This is a genomic window from Thermus sp. (genome assembly GCF_040290245.1).
Lineage (GTDB): Bacteria > Deinococcota > Deinococci > Deinococcales > Thermaceae > Thermus_A.
Genome location: NZ_PSMQ01000007.1, coordinates 1 through 21,840, shown reverse-complemented (window position 1 = coordinate 21,840; position 21,840 = coordinate 1). Strand labels below are relative to the sequence as shown.

Below are 21,840 nucleotides of genomic sequence, written 5' to 3'. Positions count from 1 at the left end.
TTTATGATCACCATCACGCTTTCAGCGGCCGATGCGGCCACCCACTTCGTGGAAAACCCCTTCACCCCCCCCTGGCTCCAGAACCAACTCGGGGTGACCTTGTTCTTTCTCCTTCTCCTGGGCTTCGTCTTCTACCTGGGGTTTCGGGAAGCGATTACGGTGGCCGTGGGGATTGTCTTGGCCTACCTTCTCCTCAACGCCGTTGTGGTCGCTGCCACGCTCCCTTACGCCTTGACGCTCCCGAAGTGGGAAGCCTGGTGGACAGGGATCCGGGAAACCTACCTCACCCCCCAAAGCCTGGCCTTGGCCGTGGTCCTTGCTTTTCCCAAACTGGCCCTGGGCCTGAGCGGCTTCGAAACCGGGGTGGCCGTGATGCCGCTCATCAAGGGCTGCCCGGATGATCCGCCGGAAAAGCCCCGGTGCCGCATTCGCAACACCCGCAAGCTCCTGTTAACGGCGGCGAGCATAATGGGGGTCCTGCTTCTTTCCAGCGCCTGGGTCACCACGGTTTTGATCCCCCCGGAGGCCTTCAAAGAAGGTGGGCCTGCAAGCGGGCGTGCGTTGGCCTACCTGGCCCACCGCTACTTGGGGGAAGGGTTTGGCACCCTGTACGACCTGTGCACCATCCTGATCCTCTGGTTTGGCGGGGGGAGCGCGATGGCCGGGCTTTTGAACATCGTCCCGAGATACCTGCCTCGGTACGGGATGGCTCCGGAATGGGCGAAGGCTACCCGCGTTTTGACCATCTTTTTTACCTTGGTGGCCATCGGCGTCACCCTTCTTTTTAAGGCCAACGTGAACGCCCAGGCTGCAGCCTACGCCACGGGGGTTCTGGTGGTTATGACCTCAGCGGCCTGGGCCGCGTACCTGCTGGCCAAGCCCCGCCATAAACCCTACTCTGGGGTGATCCTCGCTCTTTTCCTTTACACCTTGTTTGCCAACACCCTGGAGCGGCCCGATGGGGTCAAGATCGCCTCGTTTTTCATCTCCGTAACCCTTTTGGTCTCGTTGGTCTCCCGGACGCTACGGGCCTACGAGCTGCGTGTGGATCGGGTGGTTTTGGACGAACTGGCCCAGTCGTTTCTCCAAGGCCTGCGCACCCAAGAGACTCCCCTTCGCCTTATCGCCCACCACCGCAGGCTGGGCACCTTTGCCGAATACGTGGAGAAGGAAACCCGCATCCGGGACCTGCTCCGCTTTCCCCTTCAGGACCCGTTCCTTTTTGTAGAGGTGGGGGTCCTGGACCCCTCCGAGTTCAGCCGGGAACTCCGGGTCCGAGGGGTAGAGCTTGGACACTACCGTATCCTCCGGACCGAAGGGACCAGCGTACCCAATGCCCTGGCCGCCCTCCTCCTCTACATCCGGGACGAGACCGGTACCATCCCGCGCATCTACTTTGAGTGGCCGGAGATCTCCCCCATGCAGGCAGCGGTGGACTTCCTTCTCTTCGGTGAGGGGGATGTTCCCACCCTCACCCGGGAGGTCCTCCGTCGGGCGGAACCCCACCCAGGCCAGCGCCCCTTGGTCTATGTGGGGGGACCCTAAGCCTTTAGGGCCTTTTTGCCCAGGTTCAACGGACAAGGCCCCACCCTTATGGGGCCCTTCCGACTGCTCGGAGCAGGCCTGACCGGCGGGCTCGATTAGGATGGGAGCATGCGGGTGGATGCCCATCTGGACCTGGCCTACAACGCCTTGAACCTGGGCCGGAACCTCACCCTTCCCCTCGAGGCCCTCCGGCGCCAGGAGGGTCTTTCCGAGACACCCCTCGTGAGCCTCCCCTCCCTTAGGGAAGCGGGGTTTGGCCTGGTCTTTGCCACGGTCTTTGTAGACCCTCGAGGGCACGAAGGGCACCTGTTTGAAGAGGCTCTGCGCCAGGTGGCCCTTTATCTGGAATGGGAGAGGCAAAACCTGGTAAGGATCCTGCGTTCCGGCCGGGACCTGAAGACCCACGCCCTGGCTTACCCCAAAGACGGGGTTCTGGGCCTTCTTCTTCTTTTGGAAGGGGCCCATGTCCTTCCAGAACCGGAGGCGCTGGACGAACTCCACGCCCGAGGGGTAAGGATGGTGGGCCTAACCTGGGCCACGAAAAACGCCTACGCGGGCGGAAACGCCGAGCCCGCCCCCCTTTCCGCTTTGGGAGAGGCGCTCCTGGCGCGGATGGAGAGGTTGGGCATGGCGTTGGACGTCTCCCACCTGGCGGATACCGCCTTCTTTCCGGTTATGGCCCGTTTTAAGGGGCCGGTGGCCGCCTCGCATGCGAACGCCCGGGCCCTCACCCCCACCCCCCGCCATCTTTCGGACGAGATGCTTCTGGCCCTCCGGGTGCGGGATGGGGTGGTGGGAGTCGTCCCGTTCAACGCCTTTCTGGATGTGAGTTGGACACGAGGCATGCCCAGGCTTCCCATCAGCGCCTGTCTGGCCCATAAGGCCTACCTCGAGGCCCGCCTGGGCCCGGATCGGGTGGGGCTGGGTAGCGACTGGGATGGGGGGTTTGGCCTGGAAAGCCTCCCGCTGGGTTTAGAGGCCCACAAGGACCTCGTCCGCCTAGGAGACGAGGCGTTTTTGGGAGGAAACTGGATCCGTTGGCTTCAAACCTGGCTGTAAAGCCTAAAAATTCCCCAGTGCTCCTTCAAAAGCTCGGGGTGCCACTGGAGGCCCAAAAAGAGCGGATGGCCCTCCAGGATGACCGCCTCCACCAGCCCGTCCGGGGCGAGGGCCACCGCTTTGAGCCCTGGGGCTAAGCGTTTTAAGCCCTGATGGTGGTAGGAGTTGACCCGGAAGGTCTCAGGAAAAAGCCGTCCCAATGGGCTTTCTCCCACCTGGGTGAGGGAGTGGGCCAGGCCCCGCCCCTTTTGCTGGTGCTGAACCTCCCGAAATCCAAAGGAAGAAAGGTCCTGGTAAAGGCTTCCCCCCAGGGCCACGTTCATCGCCTGGATTCCCCGGCAGATGCCGAGGATGGGCAGGCCGTTTTCCACCGCGTACTTGATCAGGAACAACTCCAACTGATCCCGCTCAGCCTGGACCTCTCCTAAGGCGGGGTGGGGTTCCTCATGGTACAAAGCGGGGTCCAGATCCACCCCCCCTGGGAGGAGGAGGCCGTCTAGGTGGGGGAGGATCCTCTCCAGCCGCTTTGGGTCCTGGGGAGGGAGAAGGACGGGGGAAAGCCCCGCATGGGCAAGGGCCTCGAGGTAAGCTGTCCGCAGACCCCAGAGTTCCGCGCTAAACTGGGTGGCCACACCGATGAACACGCCCCATCTTAACCCAAGGTTTCTCGAGGCGCTTAAGCAGGCCCTAGACGGCTTTCCCACCCCCTTTTACGCCTATGACCTCACCGTGCTCGAGGAAGAGGCCGAGGCCCTTCGGAAGGCCTTTCCTAAGGCTCGATTTTTCTTTGCCCTAAAGGCGAACCCCGCCCTTCTTCCCCAGATCAAGGCCCTGGGGTTCGGCGCGGAGGCGGTCTCGGCCGGCGAGGTGGAACGGGCCCTTGGGGTAGGGCTTTCCCCGGAGGAAATCGTCTGGAATGGTCCCGTGAAGACCCCCTGGGCCCTCCAGCGTTTCCAGGACCGTCCACCGGTGACGGTCCTGGACTCGGAGGCGGATCTCCTTAGGGTAAGCCGCCATCTAAAGGGGGCACAGGTCCTCCTCAGGGTCAACCCCGATCTTCCCGTGAGGACGCACGGTCACTTGGCCACGGGGAGGGGGGAAAGCCAGTTCGGCGTGTTGCCCCAAAAGCTGCCGGGCTTTTTGAGAAGGGCTGAGGGGCTGGGCCTTTTGGTTTTGGGCCTCCACCTCCACCTGGGCTCTGGTCTGGACCGGGCGGAGGATTTTCTAGAAGGGTATGCGGTCCTCCAGCGCCTCCGAACTGCGGTTGGGCCCCAGAGGGTCCTCAACCTAGGAGGCGGCTTCGGCCTGGATCTCCCGCTTGGGCCCCTTGGGCCTGCCATGGAGGACTTGGCCCGTCTGTACGGAGCCAAGATCTGGCTCGAGCCCGGCCGACGCCTGGTGGCCGGAAGCGGGGTTCTGGTGACCAGAATCTGGGGCGTGAAGCGGACCCGTAAGACCTACCTCCTCTTAGACGCAGGGATGACGAGCTTCCTCAGACCCCTCCTCTATGGGGCCAGGCACCCCGTTCTCCCCCTCTACCAAAGCGAGAAGGAAGCCGTCTTTGACCTCGCGGGCCCGGCCTGTGAGGCTGCCGACGTGCTGGCCCGGGGGGTGCGCCTCCCGGTCCCCAAGGAAGGGGAAGCCCTGGTCTTTCTCTTGGCGGGAGCCTACGGGGCGAGCATGGCCATGCCGTATCTGGACACGCCCAGGCCCCTGGAGCTGGCCTGGGATGGGAGCGGCTGGCGGGTTCTGGATTTTTGTTATTAATTTCACGATTAAAATAGCAAGGGGAAAATATCCCCGCAGAATCCAGCCTTCCAACCGTAGCCCAGACCCCATCTCCCCCAAGGGCAAGGGGCTAGGCTGAACAGCGTGTGGCCCCCACCGCGGATCGTGGTCAGCGCCTGTTTAGGCCTGGCCGCCGTCCGGTACAACGGCGGCCTCATCCCCGACCCGGTGGTGGAGGCCTTGAAAACCCATGCCCACCTCATCCCCGTCTGCCCAGAGGTGGCCATCGGCCTAAGCGTACCCCGCCCCGCCATCCGCCTCGTCCAGGAGGGGAAAAGGCTGTTTTTGATTCAGCCAGAACCCTCTCCTAGGGACTTAACGGGTGAAATGGAGGCCTTTTCCCAGACCTTCCTAGAGGGTCTCCAGGTGGAGGGGTTTATCCTGAAAAATCGCTCCCCTTCTTGCGCCCTGAAGGACGCCCGCGTTTATGGTCCGAAGGGGGAGGTGCTGGGGCGTGGGGCAGGGCTTTTCGCCCGGGAGGTCCTAAGGCGGTTCCCCCTCCTGCCCGTGGAGGAAGAAGGCCGGCTGTCCAACCCCGTCCTGAGGGCCCAGTTCTTTACCCGGGTCTTCGGCCTGGCCCGGCTTCGAAGGGTAGAAACCCTTCAGGACCTCAGGGCCTTTCACGCCCGGTACAAGCTCCTCCTCATGGCCCAAAGCCCCAAGGAAACCCTGGCCCTGGGCCGGCTGATCGCCCAAGGGCACAAGACCGCCTTTCCCCAGGTTCTTGCCCGCTACCAGGAGGGGTTTCTGAGGGCCACCCTCCACCCCCCGAGGCCCGGGGGGCTGGCCAACGCCCTTCAACACGCCTTCGGCTACTTCAAGCGGGGGCTTTCCCAAAAAGAAAAGGCGCACTTCCTCGCTCTTCTAGAGGAGGTCCGCAAGGGCCGGACGGGCCCGGAAGCCCCCCTGGCCCTGCTGCGCTCATGGTCCTTGAGGTTCGGCGAGGCCTACCTCGAGGGCCAAGCCTTGCTGGAGCCCTTTCCCCAAAGCCTTCGCCACCTCCCCACCTAGCCTCAGCAAGCGGGAAGGTACTGGGGAAGGAGGTCCTCCAAGGCGTGAAGCTGGGGCACAAGGGCGCTTAAGGCCTCGGGAATGGGGGCAGTGTTCCCTAAAAGGAGCATTTCCAACTGGTCCAGGGTGACCGGGGCAAAGGGGAGGCGGGCCACAAGGCGGAGCAGAGGGATGGGGATGGGAAGAAGGGGCTTTTGCACCCCCAGGGCCTTTTGAACCAGCAGGTAAAGCTCCTTGAGCGTGTACTCCCTGGGGCCCACCAGGTCCAGCCGGCCCAAAAACCCCACCTCCAGGCTTCGAGCCACGGCCAGAGCCACGTCCCCTGCGTACACGGGGCGAAAACGGTAGGCCCCATCCCCCACCAGAGGCATGAACGGAAGGGGAAGGCGGGCCAAGGGTTTGAGCACCCGACAGAAAAACCCATCCCCCTCCCCGAAAACCAGGCTTGGCCGCAGGATGGTCCACTCCAGGCCGCTCTTTTCCACCTTCTCCTCGGCCAGGGCTTTGGTCTCAAAGTAGAGGCTCCTCGTTCCCCGCCTTGCCCCCAATGCGGAAAGGTGGACCAGGCGGCGAACCCCTTGGACCTGCATGGCCTTTAGGGTGTTCTCTACCCCCAGGACATGGGTCCGGTGGAAGGCCTCCCGGCTTCCCCGGATGATCCCGGGAAGGTAGACCACCGCCTCCGCGCCGCTTAGATCCGGCGCCTCGGCGGTCACGTCCGACCTGCGGAAAAGGACCCCCGGGGGGAGGGGGGCCGGCCTCCGGGCCAGGACCAGAACGGCCCACCCCCTTTCCCGAAGCGCCCTCACCACATACCGACCGAGGAAGCCCGTGCCTCCGATAACGGCGATCATGCCGCTTCGAGCTCCCCTTCCGCCTCCAGGGCCAAGGCCTGGGGGTTCAGGAGGTAGACCCGGCGGTAGGCGGTCTCGATCAGGCCATCCCGCCTAAGGTCAGAAAGAATTTTGGAGACGCTCTCCCGGGTAGAAGCGGTGGCATCGGCGATTTCTTCGTGCGAGGCCAGAACGTAGACCCCGCGGAGATCCTCCTCCCGGGCGGGGGTGTGGCTCAGGAAGAGGAGATAACGGGCGATCCTGGCTCGGAGCTCCCCCAACTGGAGGTGGGCCTCATAGGCCTGGACGCGGCGCATCTGCCGGGCCAGATTCTTCGCCACCTCCCGGATCTCCTCATGGGAAAACCGCCGGGGTTCAAGGGCCTGGGCCTTCGCCTCCGTAAGGGCCTCTGCGGTGTAGCGGTGCCGCCCCCCTTCCAGGGCCTCCTCGCCGAAGTAGTCCCCAGGCAGGACGTGGCGCAGGGTAAGCTGCCGGCCGTCCGGAAGGAGTTCCACGACGCGCACCAGACCCTCCTCCAGAAGGAAGAGGTTTTCCGCAGGGTCACCAGCCAAATAAAAGGCCTCCTTACGCTGTCTTCTCATCTCGCACCTCCTCGGCGATCTCCTCAGGGGTTCTCGCGTAGCGGGCCCCAAGCCGGGCCGCCTCCTCGGGGCTTGCCCCTTGGCCGCCGAGAAACACCAGGGGGGCCAGGCCCCGCAAGCACCCCACGGGAAGGCTACGCAGGGGGTCGGAGACGAGGGCGGAAAGGACCACCGCCCGGGCCCCGAGCCGCCGGGCATAGGCCTGGAGGTCGCCCAAGGGGGTATCGGGCCCCAAGTAGACCGCCCGCACGCCCAGGCGACGGAGAAAAAAGGCTGTAAACATGGCTCCGATCTCGTGCCGCTCCCCCGGTGGGGTGGTGATCAGCACAAGGGGCCCCGCGGGATGCCCCAGGAGGTCGAGAAGCTCCTGCACCCTGGCCCGCATAAAGGTGCTCACCAGGTGCTCTTCCGCCACGCCCAGCCTGCCCTCGTGCCAGAGCCTCCCCACCTCCTGCAAAATGGGAACGGCAAAGGAAAGGAGGACCTCCTCGGGGCCCAAGGCCCTAAGGGCCTGGCGGAACAGGCGTTCCGCCCGCTCCATCTCCCCGGCCAGAAGGGCCTCCTTGAGGGGGGTGGGCTCCAAGGGGTTCTCCCTTTCCAGACGAAGGATGGCCGCCCGAGGGGAGAGGCCTGCCTCGAGCCAGGCCTTGACCCGCCTCAACGCCTCCACCTCCTCAGGGCTGTAAAGCCGGTGGCCGCCTGGGGTCCTTCTGGGGCGGGGAAACCCGTACCGGCGTTCCCACTGCCTAAGGACCTCGGCGGAAAGGCCGGTGAGGGCCTCCACCTCGGAGATGGTGTATAGGGGGCGGGTCATGCCCTCAGGGTAGCCTCTGTACAACTTTCTGTCAAGGTCTTGTACACAATTTGGGGCTGGAAGTGTGATCAAAACCCACATTCCCATGGGGGAAGACCCGGTAGACTCGGCCATCATGGAACCGGACTGGAAAAGCCTGGTGCGGATCATCCAGAGGTATTCCACCACCTTCTACCTATCCAGCCTCCTGTTCCGGTCCGAGGTGCGGAGGGCCGTCTGGAGCCTTTACGCCACCTGCCGCCTGGGGGATGATGCCGTGGACGAAAGCCCCACCCCCGGGGCCGACCTCGAGGCCTGGTGGCAGGGGGTGGAGCGGGCCTATGCGGGAAACCCCGAGTACCCCTGGGAGGCCGCCCTGACCTGGACCCTAAAGCGGTTCGAGCTTCCCTTCTGGGTTTTCCAGGACCTCAAAGCCGGCCTCCTGCGGGACCTGGGCCCCGTGCGCATCCAGGATGAGGAGGATCTCCTCCTTTACAGCTACCAGGTGGCCGGGACAGTGGGCCTCCTGATGGCCAAGGTGGCGGGGGCCAGAGGGGGGGAAAAGGAGGCCATTGCCCTCGGACAGGCCATGCAGATCACGAATATCCTCCGGGACGTGGGGGAGGATCTGAGGCGGGGAAGGGTTTACCTGCCCCTAAGCCTCCTGGAGCGGTACGGGGTAAATTTGGAAAAGATTCAGAATATGGAGGTTCCGGAGGGGTACACCGATCTGATGCGCCATCTCTCAAATCTGGCCAGAAAGCTCTATGAGCAGGGGTTTCAAGGCCTTCGCCACCTCGAGACAGGCCGGGCCGCGGTGGCTCTGGCCGCCCTGCAGTACCGGGGGATTTTGGACAAGCTGGAACGGCAGGCCTTCCCCAATCTGAAGGAACGGATCTACCTGCAGCCGTTGGAGAGGGCCCTCCTCCTCCCCCGGGCCCTGGCCCGGGTCTTATACTGAACCCATGCGCTGGCGCTACCTCTTAAGCGGCCTCTTCCTCTTCCTAGCCCTCCTTGTCCCGGAGGGGCGGACACTGTTTCTCATCCTCTCCGCTTTCCCCCTCCTCCTCAGGCCCCCCGCCTGCCCGGTCAAGCCATGACCCTAAGCCTGAGGGCCCTGGCACCAGACCTCCCCCGGTTGCGGGAAAACCCCCTGGGGTTTCTCCAAACCCTGGCGGGCAAGGGGAGCCGGTTCTTTCTCCCCAGACCCCCTGTGGCCTTCCTCTTTGACCCAGAAGGGGTGGAAAAGGTCCTTTTGCAGGCGGAGACGAGCAAAAAGACCTTCCAGTACACCGCCTTGGCCCGGGTCACGGGCAAAGGCCTCCTCACCGATGACAAGCCGGGGTGGAAGAAGGCTCGCACGGCCTTGAAGGACCCCTTCTTGCCCAAGGCCATGCCTGCCCTTAAACCCCTTCTGGAGGAGGAGGCCGAGGCGTTTTTTTCCGCGTGGCGCCCGGGGGAAAAGGACCTCGAGCACGAGATGCTTGCCCTCTCCCTCCGCCTTTTGGGCCGGGCCTACTTTGGAGGCCCCTTACCCCAGGAGGTCGCCGAGGCGAGCCTTAGGGCTCTTGATCAGGTCATGCGCGCCACCAAGACCCCCTGGCTCCTCCTCTCCCCCCTGCACCGCAGGGCCTTGGCCCGGGAAAAAAGAAGGCTGATGCGGGCGGCCGCCTCCCTCCTGGTGCGCTTCCCCCCCTTGCGAGCCCTCCCTGAGGAACGGGCGCTCTCCGAGGCCATGACCTTGCTCATCGCGGGGCATGAGACCACGGCCAGCGCCCTTTCCTGGAGCCTTTACCTGCTCATGAAGCACCCCGGTCACGTGCCGAGGCTTTTGGAAAGCGAGGCGTACGCCCTCTGGGTCTTCCAAGAGGCGCTGAGGCTTTACCCTCCCGCCTGGGTCCTCAGCCGGCGCCTGGAGGCCCCCCTGGTCCTTCCTGGGCTCAGCCTTCCTAAGGGGACCCTCCTGGTCCTTTCCCCCTTCGCCACCCAAAGGACCCAGATGGAAGACCCTTTGGCCTTCCGGCCGGAGCGGTTCAAAACCCCGCCCAGGCCCGGGGCTTACTTCCCCTTCGGCCTCGGGCAAAGGATCTGCCTGGGCAAGGACTTCGCCCTTCTGGAGGGCGTGGTGGCCCTGCGGGCCCTCTTTGCCCGCTTCAGGCTTGGCCTCCTTAAGGAACCCGGCCTCGAGGCGGGGATCACCCTAAGGCCCAAAGGGGGGCTCTGGGCGGTGGTCTCGGAGGAAGGATGACCTACCTGGAGTTTCACCTCGTCTTCCTCCTTCCTCCCCTTCTGTGGCTGGCCCTTGGGGGTGTCCCAAAAGGGTCCAGGGCGCCTGGGTACCTCCTTATGCCCCTCATCGCCCTCCTCTGGACCACCCCTTGGGACAACTACCTGGTCTACCGGGGGGTTTGGACCTACCCTCCGGAGCGGGTTTGGTTCCGGATCGGATACGTGCCCTTTGAGGAATACCTGTTTTTCGTCCTCCAGCCCCTTCTCACTGGCCTTGTGGCCCATCGCCTTTTCCAACCCGGGCCTGGGGGGCCGGCCTGGGCCCGGAGCCTCGGGGGAATGGGGTTTCTCCTGCTCAGCCTGCTGGGTGGGCTTCTGGTCCAGAACGAGAAGGGGGTTTACCTGGGGCTAATCCTCCTCTGGTTTGGCCCACCCCTGGCCCTCCAGTGGGCCTTCGGAGGAGACCTGCTTCTGGGCGCCCTAAAGCCCTATCTGCTGAGCGTCCTCCTCCCTACCCTATACCTGTGGTGCGCGGACCTCTTGGCCATTCGCATGGGCATCTGGGCGATATCCGAGCGGTATACCCTGGGAATCGCCCCATTCGGCCTTCCGCTGGAGGAGATGGTCTTCTTTCTGGTGGTCAACCTGGCCATCGTCCAAGGGCTCTTCCTCGTCTGGCATCCCGAGGCCAGACGGAGGCTTCAAAGGCTTCAAGGGGGGAAGCCTTCCTGATAGGGTAAGGGCATGCTCGGGCAGCTTCAGAAGGAGCGACCCCTCGGGCAGGCCTTTGGCCTTCTCCTTTGGGCCATCTTCCGCTTCCGGCTCCAACGCAGGCTCCATGGGGTTTACCTCAAAGGGGAGCTTCCCGAGGGCCCTTTGGTCCTGGCGGCCACCCACCAGACCTATTTTGACGGCCACTTCACCCTACTCCTCCTAGGGGCAAAGGGGCACTTCCTGATGGACGAGGCCAACCTACGCGCCTTCCCCTACTTCCGCCTTCTGGGCGGCCTTTCGGTAAAGGAGGTGCGGAAAGCCCTCAGGGTCCTCAAGGAAGGGGGACGGGTGGCGGTCTTCCCCGAAGGCCTTCTGCGCCCCCAAGGACCCATCGGACCCCTCAAGCGGGGGGCGGTTTACCTGGCGGAAAAGGCCGGTGTCCCCCTCATCCCGGCGGTCTTCCGGGTCTACGCCCGGGGGTTTGAGCTTCCCGAGGCCTATCTCCGCCTTGGCCCTCCGGTCCCCCCCAGGCTTAAGGACCTGGAGGAGGCGATGGCGGCCCTTGCAGAGGAGGTGGATGCGCTCCAGGGTCAAACCCATCCCCGCAGGCCCCTTCCCGGGTTCAGGCTGATCCTCAAAGGGGCCAGAGGACCCGACGAGTGGCTGGGAGGCCATGGGGTTCTTTGAAGGGGTTCTCCTCTTCCTCCTCTTCCGCCTGGGCATCGCCCTGACCAACCTTGTCCTCTTCCCCGTTCTAAGGCCCACCCCGACGAGACCCCCCCTGCGGGTCAGCCTGCTCATCCCCGCCAGGAATGAGGCCCACCGCCTCCAAGAGACCCTCCCCCGCTTTTTGAGGCAAGGGGCGGACGAGGTCCTCCTCTTGGACGACCAGTCGGAGGACGGGACCCTGGAGCTGGCCCTCCGCCTGGGGGGGGGAACCCCGGGCTTCCAGGCCCTCAAGGGGAGGCCCTTGCCCAGGGGCTGGGTGGGCAAGAACTGGGCCTGCCATCAACTCGCCGAAAAGGCCAAGGGGGAGGTGCTGGTCTTTGTGGACGCGGATGTAGAGATGGAAGAGGGCGCCTTATCCGCGCTGATCGCCCGCTACAGAGGAGGGCTTCTTTCCGCCTTTCCCAGGCAGAAAGCAGGCAGCCTTCTAGAGCTGGCCACCGTGCCCTTCGTGATGGACGGCCTTCTTTCCTTTTTGCCCTACCCGCTTCTGCCCCACTTTCCCGCCGCCAACGGCCAGGTGATGGTCCTTTCCCGGGAGGCCTACGAGAGGCTGGGCGGCCACCGGGCCGTTCGGTCCTCGCCCATTGAGGACGTGGCCCTGGCCCGGCTGGCGAAACGGCGGGGCCTGCCCATGGACCTGGTCTTAGGGGATGGCCTCCTTAAGGTCCGGATGTACCGAGGCTACCTCGAGGCCGTGGAGGGGTTTGGGAAGAACTTCCTTCCCCTGCACGGCCACTGGACGATCCTTCTCGCCTCGGCCTTTTTTCACCTGGCCCTCTACACCCTGCCCTGGGCCTATGGGCTTTGGGGCCTAGGGGTCCTGGGCATCCTGGAGCGGCTCCTGATCGCCTGGAAAACGGGTGGGCCCCTGGGTTCGGCCTTCCTCACCCCCCTAAGCCCCGTTCTGCTCATCCCCATCTACCTCCGGGCCCTTCTCAGGCCGCGCTGGAAGGGCAGGGTCCTATGAGGCCTCTGTAGGAAGGACCCAGGTTGCCCCCAAAGGGGAGGGTATACTCCTTTCCATGCGCGCGGTGGTCATCGGAGCAGGGGTGGGGGGGCTCTCCGCGGCCATACGGCTTCAGGCCATGGGCCTCGAGGTCCTCCTTCTGGACAAGCTTCCTGGACCGGGGGGGAGGGCCTTTGTGCACCGGGCGGAAGGCTTTACCTTCGACATGGGGCCGACGGTCATCACCGTTCCCCCCTTTATCGAGGACCTCTTCGCCACCGCCCCCGGAAACCCCAGGCTCCACCCGGACTTTCCCGAAGGCCAAGGGACCTCCTACACAGACCAATACGTCACCCTCATCCCCCTAGACCCCTTCTACCGGATCCATTTCCCGGACGGAAGCCACTTTGACTACACCAATCGCCGGGAACAGCTCCTCGAGGAGATCCGTCGGCTGGCCCCCGAGGATCTAGACGGGTACCTGGCCTTTGAGCGGCATGCGCGGGCCATCTTTGAAAAGGGTTTTCTCGAACTCGGCTTCACCCACTTCTCCAGCCTTTGGGACATGCTCCGCATTGCCCCTGAGCTCTTCCGGCTGGACGCGGTCCGGCCGCTTTACACCCTGGTGAGCCGCTACTTTAAAGACCCCCGGCTTCGCGAGGTCTTCTCCTTTGAAAGCCTGCTGATCGGCGGGAACCCCCTTAAGGTGCCCGCCCTTTACGCCATGATTCACTTCGTGGAACGGAACTGGGGGGTTCATTTCGCCCTAGGGGGGACGGGGGCCTTGGTCAGGGGTCTGGAACGGAAGTTCTTGGAGTTGGGCGGGAAGGTACGCTACCAAGCCCCAGTCCGCCGCATTCTGGTCAGAAGCCGCAAGGTCGAGGGGGTGGTGCTGGAGAGCGGGGAGAAGATCCCCGCAGAGATCGTGGTCTCCAATGCGGACTACGTCCACACCTACGCCCAGCTCCTCCCCCCCGAGGCCAGATCCCTCCTCACCGAGCTGCGGCTCAAAACGACCCGGCTTTCCATGGGGCTTTTCGTCCTCTACTTCGGGTTCAAGGCCAGGGGCGATGAGGGGGAAAGGCTCCGGCACCACAACGTCCTCCTGGCCGAGCGGTACGAGGGGCTCCTCCGGGAGATCTTCGACCGGAAGGTCCTCCCCGAGGACTTCGCCCACTACCTCCACCTTCCCACCCTCACCGACCCCAGCCTGGCCCCCCCGGGGCACCATGCGGCCTACACCCTGATCCCCGTACCCCACAACGGAAGCGGGCTAGACTGGAAAAAGCTGGGCCCCGTCTACGCGGAAAAAGCCCTGGATTACCTAGAAAAAAACTTCCTCCCGGGGCTTAGGGAGCGGCTGGCCTACGTGCACTACATCACCCCCGACTACTTTGAATGGACCCTGAATAGTCACTTGGGCAGCGGCTTCGGCCCCGAGCCCGTATTGTGGCAGTCCGCCTCCTTCCGACCCCAGAACCGGTCGAAGGAGGTGCGGGGGCTCTACCTGGTGGGGCAGAGCTACCAGCCCGGGGCGGGCCTGCCCTCGGTCATGATGTCCGCAAAGATGACCGCCCGGCTGGTCGCGGAGGATCTGGGATGGAAGGACGTACCCGCAAGCGTAAACACCTCGAGGCCTGCCTACTAGGTGAGGTGGCCTACCAGGGGGTGAGCACGGGGTTTGAACGCTACCGCCTCCGCTACGACCCCTTGGCGGGGCTTTCCTTGACCGAGGTGGACCTTACCACCTCGTTTTTAGGCAAGACCCTGAAGGCCCCCTTCCTGGTCTCCCCCATGACCGGAGGGGAGGAGCTCGGAGAGCGGATCAACCTGGCCCTGGCCGAGGCGGCGGAGGCCCTTGGGGTGGGGATGTCCTTAGGGAGCGGCCGGATCGCCCTGGAAAACCCGGAGGCCTTAAGGAGCTTCAAGGTGCGCCGGGTGGCCCCCAGGGTCCTCCTTATCGCCAACCTGGGCCTGGTCCAGCTCAACCGAGGGTATGGCCGGGAGGAAGTCTTGCGCCTGGTGGAACTCCTCGAGGCGGACGCCCTGACCCTCCACGTCAACCCTCTCCAGGAGGCGGTGCAGGGGGGGGATACGGACTTCCGGGGCCTTTTGGAAAAGCTCGCAGACCTCCTGCCCACCCTTCCCTTTCCCGTCCTCCTGAAGGAGGTGGGGCACGGGTTTAGCCGGGAGGCGGCCAAGAGGCTTAAGGGGCTTCCCCTGGCGGCTTTGGACGTGGCGGGGGCAGGGGGAACGAGCTGGGCCCGGGTGGAGGAGTGGGTGCGCTTCGGACAGGTGGTGCGCCAGGAACTTTCGGAGATCGGCATCCCCACCGCTCAGGCCATCCGGGAGTGCCGAGAGGAGCTCCCAGACCTCCCCCTTATCGCCTCCGGGGGGGTGTACACGGGAACGGACGCGGCGAAAGCCCTCGCCCTTGGAGCAGACCTGGTGGGGGTGGCCAGACCCCTTTTAAACCCGGCCCTTGCGGGACCGGAAAGGGTGGCGGAGTGGATCGCCAACTATTTGGAGGAGATGCGCATCGCCCTCTTCGCCATCGGGGCCAAAACCCCCCAGGAGGCCCGGGGACGGTGGGAGGCCGCATCATGAGAGTCCTGGTGACGGGGGCTACGGGGTACGTGGGTGGAAGGCTCATTCCCCGGCTTTTGGAGCGGGGGCATTCGGTCCGGGTCCTGGTCCGAGACCCCCGGCGGCTGGAGGGCCGGCCTTGGGCAGGGCAGGTGGAGGTGGTCCCGGGAAGCCTGGACGACTCCCCGAGCCTGCAAAGGGCGCTCGAGGGAAGGGAGGCCGCCTACTTCCTGGTTCACGGCCTGTACGAACCCCAGTTTGAACGGAAAGAACCCCTTTGGGCCCAGAACTTTGCTGAGGTGGCTCGAGCGGAGGGGGTAGGACACGTCATCTATCTGGGCGGTCTCCTACCCAAGGGTGGCCACCCTTCCCTCCACCTTCAAAGCCGGGCCCAGGTGGGGCGGATCCTCCGGGAGGCCCTACCCACCACGGAGTTCCGAGCGGGCCCGATCATCGGCTCGGGGTCGGCCAGTTTCGAAATGACCCGCTACCTCACGGAACGACTGCCCATCATGCTGGTTCCCCGCTGGGTCCTTAACCCCGTCTCCCCCATCGCGATACGGGATATCCTCAACTACCTGCTTTTGGCCTTGGACAGGGGGCCCTCGGGGATCGTGGAGGTGGGGATGGAACCCCTGAGCTTCAAGGCCATGATGCAGATCTATGCGGAGGTCCGCGGCCTTAAACGGCTCATCCTTCCCGTTCCCGTGCTAGCGCCGCGTCTGGCGGCCTTGTGGGTGGGCCTGGTCACCCCTATCCCCACCCGTCTAGCCGTCCACCTGGTGGAAGGGATCCTGCACCCCCTAGTGGCGAACACCGCCTGGGCGCGAAGGCGATTCCCCGAGGTCGAACCCCTGTCTTACCGTAGGTCCGTGGAGCTGGCCTTGGAACGGATCGCCCTCAAAGAGGTGGAAACACACTGGTCGGGTGCCCTTGGGGGCCAGGGGGTGTATTTGGAGGACCGGGAGGGCCTGATCCGGGAAGTGCGAACCCTAGTCGTGAAGGCCGATCCGGACTCGGTTTTTCGCACCTTCTCCTCTTTAGGTGGGGAGCAGGGCTGGCTCGTCTGGGGTTGGGCCTGGGCGCTGAGGGGACTTTTAGACCGGTTATTGGGTGGACCGGGGCTTCGGCGCGGACGGCGGCACCCCCTGGAGCTCCTCCCCGGAGAGGCGGTGGACTTCTGGCGGGTGGAGGAGGTGGAGCCTCCTCGGCTTCTCAGGCTGAGGGCGGAGATGCGCCTGCCGGGTAGGGCCTGGCTCGAGTGGCAGGGCCTACCGGAGGAAGGGGGTACCCGCCTAGTCCAGACGGCCTACTTCGAACCTAAGGGCCTCCTCGGTTTTCTTTACTGGTGGGCTCTCTATCCCTTTCACCGCATCATCTTCAGCGACCTCGCAGAGGCGATCGCCTCGAGGGCCCAGGGGGAGGATCCAAGGCGGGGCAGCGGCGGAGCCAAAGCTCCATGGTGAGGGTATGGGGTAGGGTTTCTACCCTATCGCCTACGCTCTCGGAACCTGGCTCCCGGGCGGAGCAGCACAGGAGCTGGCCATTCAGGTGGGCTACAGCATCGCCGACCTCGTTGCCAAGCCCATCTACGGCATACTGGTTTACCCCACCGCCCGGGCTAAAACCCTGGAGGAAGGGCCAGGGGCAGAGGCTAGGATAGCCTGAAGGGGTTTTCCGCTTTCCTGGGGGCTCACCTTAGGCTGCCAGGTCTTGCAAAAGGACCAAGGCGGCCCTTTCTTTGGTCTTGGCCTCCACCATGATGTCCAAGGGGGCTGGAAGAGCCTGGAGGAGTCGTTGGAAATCCGCCCTGGATACAAAAGCCGCATGAGCCCCAAGGCGACGGGCCGGGTCTTGACTCGCCAGATGGACCTTAGGCCGCGTCCGCCAGGTGGAAACGCAGAGGTGTAAGGCCTCCTCTAGAGAGAGGCGACCAGGGTTCAGGGCATGGTGCAGAGTGTCTAGGACAACCGGCACCCCAAGCCTCTCCGAGACGGGAAGGACCTCCTCGAGGCTCCAAAGCCGCTCGTCGTTCTCCAGGGCCAGGTAGCGGAGGACTTCCCTTTCCCCCTTCAGGTTCTCCCAAACCCTCCGAGCAGCCCCCTCCTTGTCCCCGTAAGCCCCCCCAAGGTGGAGGACCAAAACCCCCTCCTCTGCCCCGAGGAGGGAGAGGAGGCGGGCAGAGTAGCGGAGCTCGGCCAAGGAGGCCTCCACCACCTTTGGGGAGGGGCTCCCAGGGTTCACATACTGGCCGGGATGCATGGAAAGCCTCTGCCCGAGGGAACGGACAACGCCTCCCAGCCGGGCCAGCTCCTTGGCGTGCACCTTCTCCCAGGGGTAAGGGAAAAGGGGATGGGAGGCCAGGGGGATAAGGTGTTGGCCAATGCGGAACAGGTGGAAGCCGTTTTGCCTATTCCATAGGAGGATCCGTTCCAGGTCCTTCAGGTTCTCCTCCACCTTGGCCAAAGCCCGCTCCTCCGCCAAGGAGGCCAAGCGAAGGGTCCGATTGGTGGTGGCCCCTAGGGTCAGGTTCTCACAGGGATAGCCCAGCCGGATCATTTCAGATGGAGGGTGGCCCTAAGGCGGACCTCCACGGGGTCGTCCACCTGGAGAAAGAGGAGGCTTGGCCGCTCGAGGCCCCAATCGGAAAAGCGGGTCCGGAACCGGCCCTCAAACCTCAAGGGAAAGCCCTCAAAAAGCCGCCCCTCAATGCGCACAGGCCGCTTTTGGCCCACCATCTCTAGCCGGCCCTCCACCCAGAAGACCTCGCCATCCCGATAAGCCCGTTCCAGATGCAGACAGGCCTCGGGATAGGCTTCAACCTTAAGGATCTTCCGGGCCTTCTCGTCCCGCTCCTCGTTGCCCGAGTCCCAGGCCCTCTGGTCTAGACAAACCTTTCCGCCCGCCTTCTCCTTCCCATCCCAAAAGACCTCTCCCCGGGCGGTGGGGTTTTTCCCCTCCCAGGCTCCCAAAAGAAACGTCCCCCGGTAGACCGCCGACCCCTCCACCGAGTAGGGCGCCTGCGCCAGGCCCAGAAGGGGAAGGAAAAGGAGCAAAAGCTTCCTCATCGGTGCCTCCAGGTCTCCCCCAGTGTAGCGAAGTCCCGAAACCCGAGGAAGAGGATAGGCCTCCTGCGGGCCTCCGGACTTCCCTCCACGTGGAGGACCTCCCCAAGGAAAAGGGCGTGGTCCCCATCTGAAGGCCACTCCTCCACCTTCAGCTCAAAGACCGCCAGGGCCTTTTCGGGCACCAGGGTCTTCTGAAGCTTCTGGGCGGGCCGCAAGGCCACCCCCAACTTCTCGGCCTTATCCACCCTCCGGCCAGACAGGTAACCGGAGCGGACCACCCAGGCCCTCTCCTCCCAAGGGAGGAAGGAGAGGGCGGCTTCCCCGAGCTCCCGCAGGAGGAAAAGGGTATGGTTTTTGCGGTCTATGGCCAGGAGAAAGCGGAAGGGCTCCTTGGAGACGGGGGTCCACCAGGCCAGGGGCATGAAGTTCCGCCCCACGGAAAGGAGGGCGAGGTGCATGGGGTAGAAGTAGCTCCGGTAGCTCAAATTTCCACCACCTCCGGCGGAGGGTCCTTCAGGGCTTCAGAAAGGAGCCTCGAGGCCGCTTCCTCCGGGGAAAGGGCCCCTTTGGGAGGCCCGCCCAGAGGGGTCCAGAGGCCGGTGGCCACCGCAGGGAGCCGGACCAGGATCAAGTGGACCCCCTCGCGGCGGAACTCCTTGCGGGCCACGTCCAAAAGCGCCTCGAGGCCCGCCTTCGCCGCCGCATAGGCCGCAAAGCCAGGCACCCGCACATACCCCGGGTAGGCCCCGAGGAAAACCCCCCTTCCCCCAGGGGTAAACCGGGCGTGCTTGAGAACCAGGTAGGCCCCGGTGAGGTTGGCCCCCAGCACCGTCTCAAAGGCGGAGCGGGGAAGGTCTCTTAAAGGCGAGCGTTCCACCGCCCCCACGGCATAGACCAGGAGGTCCAAAGGGGGAAGGGACTGGAAGAAGGCGTGGACCTCGAGCTCGTCCGTCACCTCCAGCCGGACCGCCCCCGGCGGGGCTTTTTCCATCCGCCTTGCGGCCAGGAAGACCTCCCCTCGCCCAAAGAGGAGCCGGGCGATGGCCCCACCGATCCCGCCGCTTGCCCCGATGACCAAGCTCCTCACGCCCCACCCCCTTTCAGGCCCTGAACCAGGTCCAAATACCGTCTCCGCATCCCCTCCAGGTCCACCCCCACGGGCTCGTACCCGGGATACTCCGGGGCCCAGCGCCTAAGCCAGGCCAGACCGGGGTCGTGGAGGTAGCCCTGCTTGACCAGGTTAAACATCCGGAAGTAGGGGGCCCGGTCCACCCCCAGCCCCCCCGCCCACTGCCAGCCCTGCAGATTGTTGGCCGTATCCCCGTCCAAGAGGAGATGGCGGAAAGCTTCCTCGCATCTCTTCCAAGGAAGAAGGGCATACTTTACGGCGTACTGGGCCACGAGCATCCGGGCCCGGTTGGAAACGAAGCCCGTGGCGCGAAGTTCCCGCATCGCCGCATCCACCACCGGCACCCCCGTACGCCCCTCTAAAAAGGCCTGGAAGCCCTCCTCATCCTCCCGCCAGGGGAAGCGGGCAAACCGGGGGTCCAAGGGGGTATGGAGCATCTCTGGGCGGTGGTAAAGGAGGTGGGCAGAGTACTCTCTCCAGACCAGCTCTGAAGCCCACTTCCTGGGGCCTTCCCCCTCCAGGGCCAAAGCCCGGCTGAGGGCCAGCCTGGGGGAGAGGACCCCCAGGGTGAAGTAGGGGGAAAGCCGGCTCGTCCTTGCCTCGAGGGCATCCCGCACCAGAAGGTAGCGGTGGACGGGCCCGGAGAGAAACCTCTCCAAGGCCCTTAAAGCCGCCCTCTCCCCGGGCTCGGGAAGGTCGGGGAAGATCTCCTGGGGGACCTCCCCCAGGGGAAGGTCCAGGGAGACTGGGGGGAAGCGCAGGGGGGCCTCGAGGGGGGGAGGCAGGGGGCCCAGGGCCCGCTCAAAGGCGCGGAAGGAGGGACGAAAGGGAAGGGCCTCGGGAGAGAAGGCGTACTGGCCGGGAAAAAGTTTGAGCGGAACCGCCCGGCCCACCCGTTCGTCCCGCATCCGGCCGTAGGGGGTGTAGGCCAAGGAGGCGTGGACCGCTTCCGCCCCCACCGCCCGGGCCACCCAGGGCACCACCTCCCAAGGAGGCCCTTCCCGAATCAAAAGGAGGCCACCCCTTTGGGCATACGCAAGCCTTAAGGCGCGCAGGTTGGCGAAAAACCAGGCCCGGCGCCGGGGATGGGTCTTGAGAAGAAGGGGGTCCAGGACCACAAGACCCAAGGCGGGGCCCCGCTTGAGGGCCTCGAGGAGGGCAGGAAGGTCGTGTAGGCGTAGGTCTGCCCGGTGCCAGACCAGAACCACAGGGCAAGCCTAAGGGATCCTCAGGGGCAAAAGTGTGCCCTGAGCCCAAAATCCCGCCCAAAAGGGCGCTAAGGTGAAAGGATGAAACGCGCCTTTCTCCTCTTCCTGGGCCTTTTGGGCTTAGGGAAGGCGGTGAGCCCGGGGGACCCCGCACCCATCCTGGAGGCTGTGGACAGCTACGGCCGGAAGGTGGACTTCCGAGGGAAGTGGGTGGTCTTGTGGTTCTACCCCAAGGCCAAAAGCCCTGGGTGCACCGCCCAGGCCAAGCGGTACGCCGAGCTGTACGAGGCGTTCAAAGCCTTGGGCGCGGAGGTCTTCGGGGTGAGCCACGACCCCGCGCAGGAGCAGTGCGAGTTCGTGGAAAGGCTGGCCCTCAAAGGGGGTATGATCCCCGATCCCCAGGGCACTCTGGCCCGAGCGTACGGGGTGAAAAGCCTCTTCGGCTTCTACAGCCGGGACACCTTCTTGATCTCCCCAGAGGGCCGGGTGGAGAAGGTCTGGCGGAACGTGAACCCGTTCAAAGACGCGGACACCGTATTGGCCTACCTCAGGGCCCGACGATGAGGGCAGTGGTCATCGGGGCTGGGGTCGGAGGCCTTTCCGCCGCCTTGGCTTTGGCCCGTTCGGGCCTCGAGGTCACGGTCCTGGAGGCTCAGGCCTACCCCGGTGGGCTCGCGGGCACCTTCTTCCACCGGGGCTTCCTCTTCGACGCGGGGGCCACCCTCCTCGGAGGGCTCGAGCTCATGGAGGCTGTGGGAATCCCTCTCCCCTTTCCCCGTCTACCCGAAGGAAGCCCCCTAATCCGGGTCCAATCCCCCTATGGGGAGGTGGTGAGGCCTGTAGGGAGGAAAGCGGAGAGGGAAGCCTTAGGGGCAGGCTTCGGACGGGACGTCCTCCCCTTCCTCCTTTGGCAGGAGGGGAGGGCGGAAAGGCTCTGGCGGCTTGCCCCCCACCTTCCCTTCCCCCCAGCCCACCCTAAGGAGTGGAAGGCCCTCCTCGGGGCCCTGCCCTCCCTTCTCCCCTTGCTACCCGAGGCCTTCCTTCCCCTTTCCCGCTACACCCCAAGGGCAGGGTGGTTTCCCCTCTTCCTCCAGGGCCAAGCCCTCATCAGCGCCCAGACGGTGGACCCCTATGCCCTTTACGGGGCCGCGGCCCTTGACCTGCCCCACCGCGGGGTGGCCCTGCCTCAAGGGGGGATGGGCGAAGTGAGCCAAACCCTGGAAAGGGCCCTACGCGCCCTTGGGGGACGGGTTCTCTACCGGCACCGGGCGGTGGGCCTCGAGGTGGAGGGGCGGCGCGTCAAGGGGGTGGTGGCCCTCCACCGGAAGGAAAAGGTCCGGCTGGCCGGAGAGGTCTTCCTGGCCAACCTTCCCCCCTGGGACTTAGCCCGGCTCAGGGTCCTTCCCGAGGACCGGCCCTTGGGGAGGCGTCAGGCCCCTCCGGGGGATGCCTGGGGGGCCTTCGCCGTCTACGCAGGGGTGGAAGAGGGGGTGCTCGCCCACCCCGCCCCTTATCACCAGTGGCTCGGGGAGGGGGGTTGGGTCTTCCTCTCCATCGCTCCGGCCGGACGGGGACCAAGGGGCTTCCGGGCGGTCACCCT

Annotated in this window: 24 protein-coding genes; 15 read left to right on the top strand and 9 right to left on the bottom strand. The window is 64.9% G+C overall.

What is annotated here, in order from left to right; translation table 11 throughout:
- Positions 1-3: 3 nt before the first annotated feature.
- Entirely contained in the window at positions 4-1,545 is a 1,542-nt protein-coding gene (locus tag C4301_RS01965) for an APC family permease (protein ID WP_352413439.1), read from the top strand.
- 108 nt (positions 1,546-1,653) lie between these two features.
- On the top strand, positions 1,654-2,604 hold the full coding sequence (locus C4301_RS01960) for a dipeptidase (RefSeq protein WP_352413438.1): 951 nt from the start codon (positions 1,654-1,656) through the stop codon (positions 2,602-2,604).
- Here the strand turns inward: C4301_RS01960 and C4301_RS01955 are convergent.
- A complete protein-coding gene (locus C4301_RS01955) occupies positions 2,589-3,248 on the bottom strand; it encodes a gamma-glutamyl-gamma-aminobutyrate hydrolase family protein (RefSeq protein ID WP_352413437.1) in 660 nt (219 codons plus the stop codon). The two genes, C4301_RS01960 and C4301_RS01955, sit on opposite strands and share 16 nt — an antisense overlap.
- On the opposite strand from C4301_RS01955, the gene C4301_RS01950 reads away from it, so the two are divergent.
- Together C4301_RS01950 and C4301_RS01945 are read left to right on the top strand one after the other, a co-directional pair.
- A complete protein-coding gene (locus C4301_RS01950) occupies positions 3,241-4,371 on the top strand; it encodes a diaminopimelate decarboxylase family protein (protein ID WP_352413436.1) in 1,131 nt (376 codons plus the stop codon). The genes C4301_RS01955 and C4301_RS01950 overlap by 8 nt on opposite strands.
- Positions 4,372-4,476: 105 nt before the next feature.
- Positions 4,477-5,403, top strand: coding sequence for a YbgA family protein (locus C4301_RS01945; RefSeq protein WP_352413435.1), 927 nt, complete (start codon positions 4,477-4,479; stop codon positions 5,401-5,403).
- A 2-nt stretch (positions 5,404-5,405) separates the two neighbouring features.
- On the opposite strand, the gene C4301_RS01940 is transcribed toward C4301_RS01945, so the two are convergent.
- Genes C4301_RS01940 through C4301_RS01930 form a run of 3 tightly spaced genes read right to left on the bottom strand, consistent with a single transcriptional unit; the run spans position 5,406 to position 7,652 of the window.
- The gene (locus C4301_RS01940; protein ID WP_352413434.1) at positions 5,406-6,257 is read right to left on the bottom strand and encodes an NAD(P)H-binding protein; all 852 of its coding nucleotides are present in this window, start codon (positions 6,255-6,257) and stop codon (positions 5,406-5,408) included.
- Entirely contained in the window at positions 6,254-6,838 is a 585-nt protein-coding gene (gene ldrP / locus C4301_RS01935) for a transcriptional regulator LdrP (protein WP_352413433.1), read from the bottom strand. Before ldrP ends, C4301_RS01940 begins: the two co-directional genes overlap by 4 nt.
- Entirely contained in the window at positions 6,822-7,652 is an 831-nt protein-coding gene (locus C4301_RS01930) for a MerR family transcriptional regulator (RefSeq protein ID WP_352413432.1), read from the bottom strand. The genes ldrP and C4301_RS01930 overlap by 17 nt, the downstream gene beginning before the upstream one ends.
- Positions 7,653-7,767: 115 nt before the next feature.
- On the opposite strand from C4301_RS01930, the gene C4301_RS01925 reads away from it, so the two are divergent.
- The 9 genes from C4301_RS01925 to C4301_RS01885 are packed head-to-tail and all read left to right on the top strand — an operon-like array spanning position 7,768 to position 16,301.
- Positions 7,768-8,592 carry a phytoene/squalene synthase family protein gene (locus tag C4301_RS01925; protein WP_352413461.1) on the top strand — a complete coding sequence of 275 codons (825 nt, stop codon included), beginning with the start codon at positions 7,768-7,770 and terminating at the stop codon, positions 8,590-8,592.
- Between the two features lie 4 nt (positions 8,593-8,596).
- On the top strand, positions 8,597-8,731 hold the full coding sequence (locus C4301_RS01920) for a hypothetical protein (protein ID WP_352413431.1): 135 nt from the start codon (positions 8,597-8,599) through the stop codon (positions 8,729-8,731).
- Entirely contained in the window at positions 8,728-9,879 is a 1,152-nt protein-coding gene (locus C4301_RS01915) for a cytochrome P450 (protein ID WP_352413430.1), read from the top strand. The genes C4301_RS01920 and C4301_RS01915 overlap by 4 nt, the downstream gene beginning before the upstream one ends.
- Positions 9,876-10,592 carry a lycopene cyclase domain-containing protein gene (locus tag C4301_RS01910; RefSeq protein ID WP_352413429.1) on the top strand — a complete coding sequence of 239 codons (717 nt, stop codon included), beginning with the start codon at positions 9,876-9,878 and terminating at the stop codon, positions 10,590-10,592. Before C4301_RS01915 ends, C4301_RS01910 begins: the two co-directional genes overlap by 4 nt.
- 12 nt (positions 10,593-10,604) lie before the next feature.
- Positions 10,605-11,261 carry a lysophospholipid acyltransferase family protein gene (locus tag C4301_RS01905; RefSeq protein WP_352413428.1) on the top strand — a complete coding sequence of 219 codons (657 nt, stop codon included), beginning with the start codon at positions 10,605-10,607 and terminating at the stop codon, positions 11,259-11,261.
- Positions 11,248-12,270, top strand: coding sequence for a glycosyltransferase family 2 protein (locus C4301_RS01900; RefSeq protein ID WP_352413427.1), 1,023 nt, complete (start codon positions 11,248-11,250; stop codon positions 12,268-12,270). Before C4301_RS01905 ends, C4301_RS01900 begins: the two co-directional genes overlap by 14 nt.
- Before the next feature lie 55 nt (positions 12,271-12,325).
- Positions 12,326-13,897, top strand: coding sequence for a phytoene desaturase family protein (gene crtI, locus C4301_RS01895; protein WP_352413426.1), 1,572 nt, complete (start codon positions 12,326-12,328; stop codon positions 13,895-13,897).
- Entirely contained in the window at positions 13,849-14,856 is a 1,008-nt protein-coding gene (gene fni, locus C4301_RS01890; protein ID WP_352413425.1) for a type 2 isopentenyl-diphosphate Delta-isomerase, read from the top strand. Before crtI ends, fni begins: the two co-directional genes overlap by 49 nt.
- Positions 14,853-16,301, top strand: a complete 1,449-nt coding sequence (locus tag C4301_RS01885) for an SDR family oxidoreductase (protein ID WP_352413424.1) — start codon at positions 14,853-14,855, stop codon at positions 16,299-16,301. The genes fni and C4301_RS01885 overlap by 4 nt, the downstream gene beginning before the upstream one ends.
- A gap of 232 nt (positions 16,302-16,533) precedes the next feature.
- Here C4301_RS01885 and uvsE read toward each other — a convergent pair whose 3' ends face one another.
- Genes uvsE through C4301_RS01860 form a run of 5 tightly spaced genes read right to left on the bottom strand, consistent with a single transcriptional unit; the run spans position 16,534 to position 20,240 of the window.
- Complete coding sequence (gene uvsE, locus C4301_RS01880) at positions 16,534-17,394, bottom strand: UV DNA damage repair endonuclease UvsE (RefSeq protein WP_352413423.1); 861 nt, start codon at positions 17,392-17,394, stop codon at positions 16,534-16,536.
- Positions 17,391-17,903, bottom strand: coding sequence for a YceI family protein (locus C4301_RS01875; protein WP_352413422.1), 513 nt, complete (start codon positions 17,901-17,903; stop codon positions 17,391-17,393). The genes uvsE and C4301_RS01875 overlap by 4 nt, the downstream gene beginning before the upstream one ends.
- Positions 17,900-18,361, bottom strand: coding sequence for a flavin reductase family protein (locus C4301_RS01870; RefSeq protein WP_352413460.1), 462 nt, complete (start codon positions 18,359-18,361; stop codon positions 17,900-17,902). Before C4301_RS01870 ends, C4301_RS01875 begins: the two co-directional genes overlap by 4 nt.
- A 23-nt stretch (positions 18,362-18,384) precedes the next feature.
- Entirely contained in the window at positions 18,385-18,990 is a 606-nt protein-coding gene (locus tag C4301_RS01865) for an SDR family NAD(P)-dependent oxidoreductase (RefSeq protein WP_352413421.1), read from the bottom strand.
- A complete protein-coding gene (locus tag C4301_RS01860; protein WP_352413420.1) occupies positions 18,987-20,240 on the bottom strand; it encodes a cryptochrome/photolyase family protein in 1,254 nt (417 codons plus the stop codon). Before C4301_RS01860 ends, C4301_RS01865 begins: the two co-directional genes overlap by 4 nt.
- Before the next feature lie 81 nt (positions 20,241-20,321).
- Between C4301_RS01860 and C4301_RS01855 the strand changes: the two genes are divergently transcribed.
- Entirely contained in the window at positions 20,322-20,804 is a 483-nt protein-coding gene (locus tag C4301_RS01855; RefSeq protein WP_352413419.1) for a peroxiredoxin, read from the top strand.
- The coding region (locus tag C4301_RS01850; protein ID WP_352413418.1) for a phytoene desaturase family protein at positions 20,801-21,840 on the top strand (1,040 nt) is incomplete at its 3' end. The genes C4301_RS01855 and C4301_RS01850, both read left to right, overlap by 4 nt.